Genomic DNA, 4,935 nt, shown 5'->3' with positions numbered 1-4,935 from the left:
GTTCCGGCAGCCTTCAGTGGTCTTTGCAGAGTTAAGACAGGCGGCTTAGCGTTGCACTTCGAACTTGAATCCGCCAAGCACCCTTCTCCCCGCCGATATACACTGGCGGGAGTTGCGGGCTCGCAGCAACAAATTGCACGCCAGCCTGTACGCCCGCGCCGGCTTAGCGTATGTTTCACCCCGACAAGGCCAACTTAATTATTCACCCTGAAGCAACATAATGAGACAGACACAGCAAACGCGCCCGGTTAAGCCGCGCCATATGAAACTCAGTACGCTGGTCACCCTGATGGTTGCCGCGGTGATGATGAGCGTGCTGCTCAGCATACATCTGCTCTATTTCGTCCAGATTGACGACTTTACCCGTGCGCACCTGAAAGATAAGGCGCTGGCGGTGGCACGCACACTGGCGGAAAACCCGCAGGTACAGCACGGACTGACGCTGCCTGCCACCAGCAATATTATTCAGCCCCTCGCTACCAGCGTAAGAATACGCAATGATTTGCTGTTTATTACCATCATTAATATGGAGGGTATCCGCTATTCTCATCCTAATCCGCAGCTGATTAATCAGCACTTTATTGGCAGTGATTTCCTGCCCGCACTGCAGGGACATGAAAATGTCGCGATCAACCGCGGCGCGCTGGCCGATGCTTTACGCGTGTTTACACCGATTTTTAACGCGCAGCATAAACAGATAGGCGTGGTCGGCATTGGCATTGCCCTGAACGATGTCAGCGCGCAGGTGGCGAAAAGTCGCTGGAATATTGTCTGGACCGTGCTGATTGGTGCGCTGGTCGGCGGTCTGGGTATTCTGATTCTGGTGACGCGTTTAAAACGTATTCTGCTGGGACTGGAGCCGTATGAAATTTCCAGCCTGTTTGAACAACGGCAGGCGATCCTCGATTCCGTCAGAGAAGGTGTTATCGCGGTCGATGAACACGCGCGGGTGACGCTGATTAATCAGGCGGCGCGCGAATTATTGCCGGAAAGCGCCATCCATGCGCTGCTAAATGGCGAAAAAAATAGTGAAACCGCGGTGATGCTGGCCGGTTTGCTCGACACACTGCATCACGGCAATGCGCACTACGATGAAGAACTGCATGTGCGCGAGCGGATTATGATTGGTAATACCGTGCCGGTGCGCAGCCATCAGCGGATTATCGGCGCGGTGTTTACGTTCCGCGATAAAACCGAAATTAACCGGCTCATGCAGCGCCTCGACGGCATGGTAAACTATGTCGATGCGTTACGGGAACGCTCCCACGAATTTATGAACAAGCTGCATGTTATTCTCGGCCTGTTGCATATTAAACATTATTCGCGGCTGGAAGAGTATGTGCTGCAGACCGCCAATAACTATCAGACAGAAATTGGCTCACTGTTACAGAAAATTAAGTCGCCGGTGATTGCCGGTTTCCTGTTAAGCAAGATTAACCGGGCATCGGATATGGCGCACCGCCTGACGATTAGCGATGCCAGCGACCTGCCCGACTACGGCAGTGAGCAACAGGTTGCCGTGCTGGTGACGGTGCTGGGAAATCTGATTGAGAATGCCCTTGAGGCATTCGATGAACACAACGGTGGTGACATCCATGTGTTGTTGCACTACCAGAATGGCTGGCTGACCTGTGAAGTCGGCGATGATGGCCCGGGCATCCCCACACCGATGCTGGAGACGCTGTTTGACCGCGGCGTCAGCAGCAAAGGCGAACAGCGAGGTATGGGGCTGTTCCTGGCCAGACAGCAAACGGAAGGACTGGGCGGCCGTATCAGCGTCGAGTCTGAACCGGGGGTTTACACGCAATTTCTGGTGCAGATCCCATGGAACAAAGGAAATATTACCGCATGATAAATGTGTTAGTGGTGGATGATGACGCCATGGTTGCCGAGCTTAACCGCTGTTATATCGGCAATATCCCGGGCTTTACCTGCTGTGGTACAGCATCGAATCTGCAACAGGCCAAAGAGCGGCTGGCGCGTAACGATCCGCCGGTCGATCTGATCCTGCTGGATATCTATATCCAGCAGGAAAATGGCCTCGATTTACTGCCGGAACTGCGCACCACCAAGCGGCCGGTGGATGTGATTGTCATTTCGTCCGCCGCCGATGCCGCCACGATTAAAACCTCACTGCATTATGGTGTGGTCGACTATCTGATTAAGCCATTCCAGTTTGCCCGCTTCGAAGAGGCGCTGACCAGCTGGCGGCAGAAGAAATCGCTGATGGATAATCAGCAGTTTTATCAGCAGTCAGATCTTGACCTGCTGATCCATGGCAATGCGGCCACGCCAGACGAGCCGCAGCGTCTGCCGAAAGGATTAACGCCACAAACGCTGCGCATTATTTGCCAGTGGATTGACGCCCATGCCACCAGCGAGTTTTCGACGGATGAGCTGGCGGCGGAAGTGAATATTTCGCGGGTGTCGTGCCGTAAATATCTGATCTGGCTGGCGCAGATTAATATTCTGCTCACCAGCATTCATTATGGTGCGACGGGCAGACCGGTTTATCGCTACCGTCTGCAGGAGGAGTATCACGAGCTGCTGACGCAGTATTGTCAGTAGTCAGTGAGGGGGGAGCACACGACTGAGATGCGGAGTCGTTTGCACCCCCATCCCAGCCTTCCCCCACACCGTGGGGGAAGGAGCCGTTTGGTGCCCACCTCAGCTACTCAGCGATTCATAATCCCTTAGTGGCGAATCGCGCAACCACATTTCACCATATCGCTGTGATTATGCACATGCTTACCGAGATGCGAATGCCTGACCTGCAACTCACCCTGCCGCCATGCGCCGTTCTCATCCGCGCGATTGTCCAGCAAGCGGTTCAGCGCCTCTGCTACCAGTAAATCCACCCGCGGTGCCCAGCTGGTCAGATGCCATGCCGAAGAGCGCGACTCATCCACATCATTAAAACCGGTCACGGCAACATGCGCACCCTGACCAAAGTCGCGGACCGCCTGCAGTGCGCCAAACGCCAGCAGATCATTTTCGCAAAACAGCGTATTGATTCGCTCTGCTGAACGCGCGCTTTTCAGATACGCCATGGTCGCCTGATACGCCCGTTCACGGTCATCAGCGCCCGCCGTCAGTTCGCAGGTCAGCGTCTTATCTGCCTGCTGCAAGGCGGCAAGATACCCTTCTCTGCGTGCCAGCGACGTTGCCGTCTCATTCGCCTGCAAATAACCAAAACGTTCATGTCCCTGTGCCAGCAACAACTGCCCCATCGCCACACCTGCGGCATACTCATCGGCACTGACGCTCTGAACGCTTGCGCCGCCAAGAGCAATCACGGGAACCTGCGGCAACGCGGCAACCGCGGCGCTGATTTGCGCGTCTGAATCCGCATCAAGGAACAGCAGCCCGCCCACCTGCTGCTGCTGCGCCATCTGCAGTAATGCCGGCCAGCTGTCACGCGAGTCAACATTGAGCAGCAGCGTCACACAGCCGCGTTTATTGAGCTGCCGGGTTACTTCATTCAGCAGCGTCACGCTGTACGGATTACTGAACGCATGGCTGACTACACCGATAATGTTGCTGTTATGCTGCATCGCTTTTGTCGTCTCCTTGATCCTGACTGGCCCGGCGTCACGCCTGGCCGGGCGGGTGAACAGACAGCGTAACAGAATCATCACCGATGTCATCACAACGGCAGATTGCCGTGCTATATCTTTGATACCCGTCGCAATGTCCGGTACTATTTTGTTCTCTCCTTTACCTTCACCGCTCAGGGAAGAACACATGTTTACAGGTAACAGCTGGTTAATATGGGCGCTGCTGTCGGCGTTTTTTGCCGCCATGACGGCGATTTTCGCCAAAATCGGCGTGCAGAATGTCGATTCAGATCTGGCGACGCTGATCCGCACGTTTATTATTATCGCCGTGCTGTCGTTATTTGTTGCTTTCACCGGCAAGTGGCGTAATCCGCTGGAGATCAGTGGCCGCACCTGGCTGTTTCTGCTGCTGTCCGGTCTGGCGACGGGCGCGTCGTGGGTCTGTTATTTCCGCGCCCTGAAAGTCGGCGAAGCGTTTAAAGTGGCACCGATTGATAAACTCAGTCTGGTGATGGTGGCCATTTTCGCCACGCTGTTTCTTGGCGAACGGCCGAATTTGCGTGAGTGGGCTGGCCTGGGGTTAGTGGCAGCAGGTGTCGTGCTGATCGCCTTCCGCCGTTAGCTTTTGTCACTATCCCTGCCTGGCACTATCGCCTGCCAGACTGCCATCGCCATACTATCCCCTCCCCCATAAAATGAGGGGGAGCCCGTTGCACGGAGCCGCCAGCTCCCCCATCCCAGCTTTCCCCCACTCTGTGGGGGAAGGAGCAGATCGAGTCGGCGGTAAGCTCCGCGGTTTCGCCCGCTCTTAACCTTAGTTCTTAAGGTTGTCTTAAACTTGCTTCGTCACCATAGGGCCACTTCTGCTTCAGGTGACGGATATGCTGCTTAAATTATTTAAACGCCCGCTGATGGGCAAACTGGTTTTTCTGCTGCTGTGCGCGGGTTATATCGCGCTGTTGCTTAATATTGCCTATTACCGTCAGGTGGCGCAGATTCTGCCACTGGACTCGCTGCACAATATTGTTTTCTTCCTCTCCATGCCGCTGGTGGCGTTCTGTGTGATCAATATTCTGCTCACGCTGGCCTCTTTCCTCTGGCTGGATCGGCTGCTGGGCGCGCTGTTTATTCTGCTCAGCGCCAGAGCACAATTTTTTATTATGACCTACGGCATTATTGTGGATCGCTCAATGGTCACCAATATCCTCGATACCACCGCGGCAGAAAGCTTCGCGTTAATGACGCCAAAGCTGCTGCTGGTTCTGCTGGTCAGCGCCATTATCCCGATACTGCTGATGTTTTGCGGGTCGTGACGCAGATTTAGTGGTAGTGGTTGATTGTCAGATACCAGCCGATGATCTTGTCGTGCATCTCTTCA

General features: G+C 54.7%; 4 protein-coding genes and 1 pseudogene. 4 read left to right on the top strand and 1 reads right to left on the bottom strand.

Annotated features, from left to right (window positions below; all coding sequences use genetic code 11):
• Positions 1-220 precede the first annotated feature (220 nt).
• Both ACSZO1_RS21655 and dcuR read left to right on the top strand, forming a co-directional pair.
• Entirely contained in the window at positions 221-1,852 is a 1,632-nt protein-coding gene (locus ACSZO1_RS21655; RefSeq protein WP_437616343.1) for a sensor histidine kinase, read from the top strand.
• Positions 1,849-2,568 carry a two-component system response regulator DcuR gene (dcuR, locus tag ACSZO1_RS21650; protein WP_437616341.1) on the top strand — a complete coding sequence of 240 codons (720 nt, stop codon included), beginning with the start codon at positions 1,849-1,851 and terminating at the stop codon, positions 2,566-2,568. The genes ACSZO1_RS21655 and dcuR overlap by 4 nt, the downstream gene beginning before the upstream one ends.
• 125 nt (positions 2,569-2,693) lie before the next feature.
• Here the strand turns inward: dcuR and ACSZO1_RS21645 are convergent, their stop codons facing one another.
• Positions 2,694-3,635, bottom strand: a complete 942-nt coding sequence (locus tag ACSZO1_RS21645) for a substrate-binding domain-containing protein (protein ID WP_437616339.1) — start codon at positions 3,633-3,635, stop codon at positions 2,694-2,696.
• Between the two features lie 109 nt (positions 3,636-3,744).
• Between ACSZO1_RS21645 and ACSZO1_RS21640 the strand changes: the two genes are divergently transcribed.
• Together ACSZO1_RS21640 and ACSZO1_RS21635 are read left to right on the top strand one after the other, a co-directional pair.
• A complete protein-coding gene (locus tag ACSZO1_RS21640; protein ID WP_437616337.1) occupies positions 3,745-4,179 on the top strand; it encodes an EamA family transporter in 435 nt (144 codons plus the stop codon).
• Between the two features lie 259 nt (positions 4,180-4,438).
• Positions 4,439-4,852: pseudogene (locus tag ACSZO1_RS21635) on the top strand (phosphoethanolamine transferase domain-containing protein); the annotation flags it as partial.
• Positions 4,853-4,935: the final 83 nt, after the last annotated feature.

Origin of the sequence: Erwinia sp. V71 (assembly GCF_965644245.1) — a bacterium.
Classification (GTDB): Bacteria; Pseudomonadota; Gammaproteobacteria; order Enterobacterales; family Enterobacteriaceae; genus Erwinia.
The sequence above is the reverse complement of the archived record's forward strand: the minus strand, read 5'-3'. Positions and strand labels throughout refer to the sequence as shown.

Coding starts and splice junctions, on each gene's coding strand:
- ACSZO1_RS21655 (WP_437616343.1), top strand. CDS start 221: ATGAGACAGACACAGCAAACGCGCCCGGTTAAGCCGCGCCATATGAAA.
- dcuR (WP_437616341.1), top strand. CDS start 1,849: ATGATAAATGTGTTAGTGGTGGATGATGACGCCATGGTTGCCGAGCTT.
- ACSZO1_RS21645 (WP_437616339.1), bottom strand. CDS start 3,635: ATGATTCTGTTACGCTGTCTGTTCACCCGCCCGGCCAGGCGTGACGCC.
- ACSZO1_RS21640 (WP_437616337.1), top strand. CDS start 3,745: ATGTTTACAGGTAACAGCTGGTTAATATGGGCGCTGCTGTCGGCGTTT.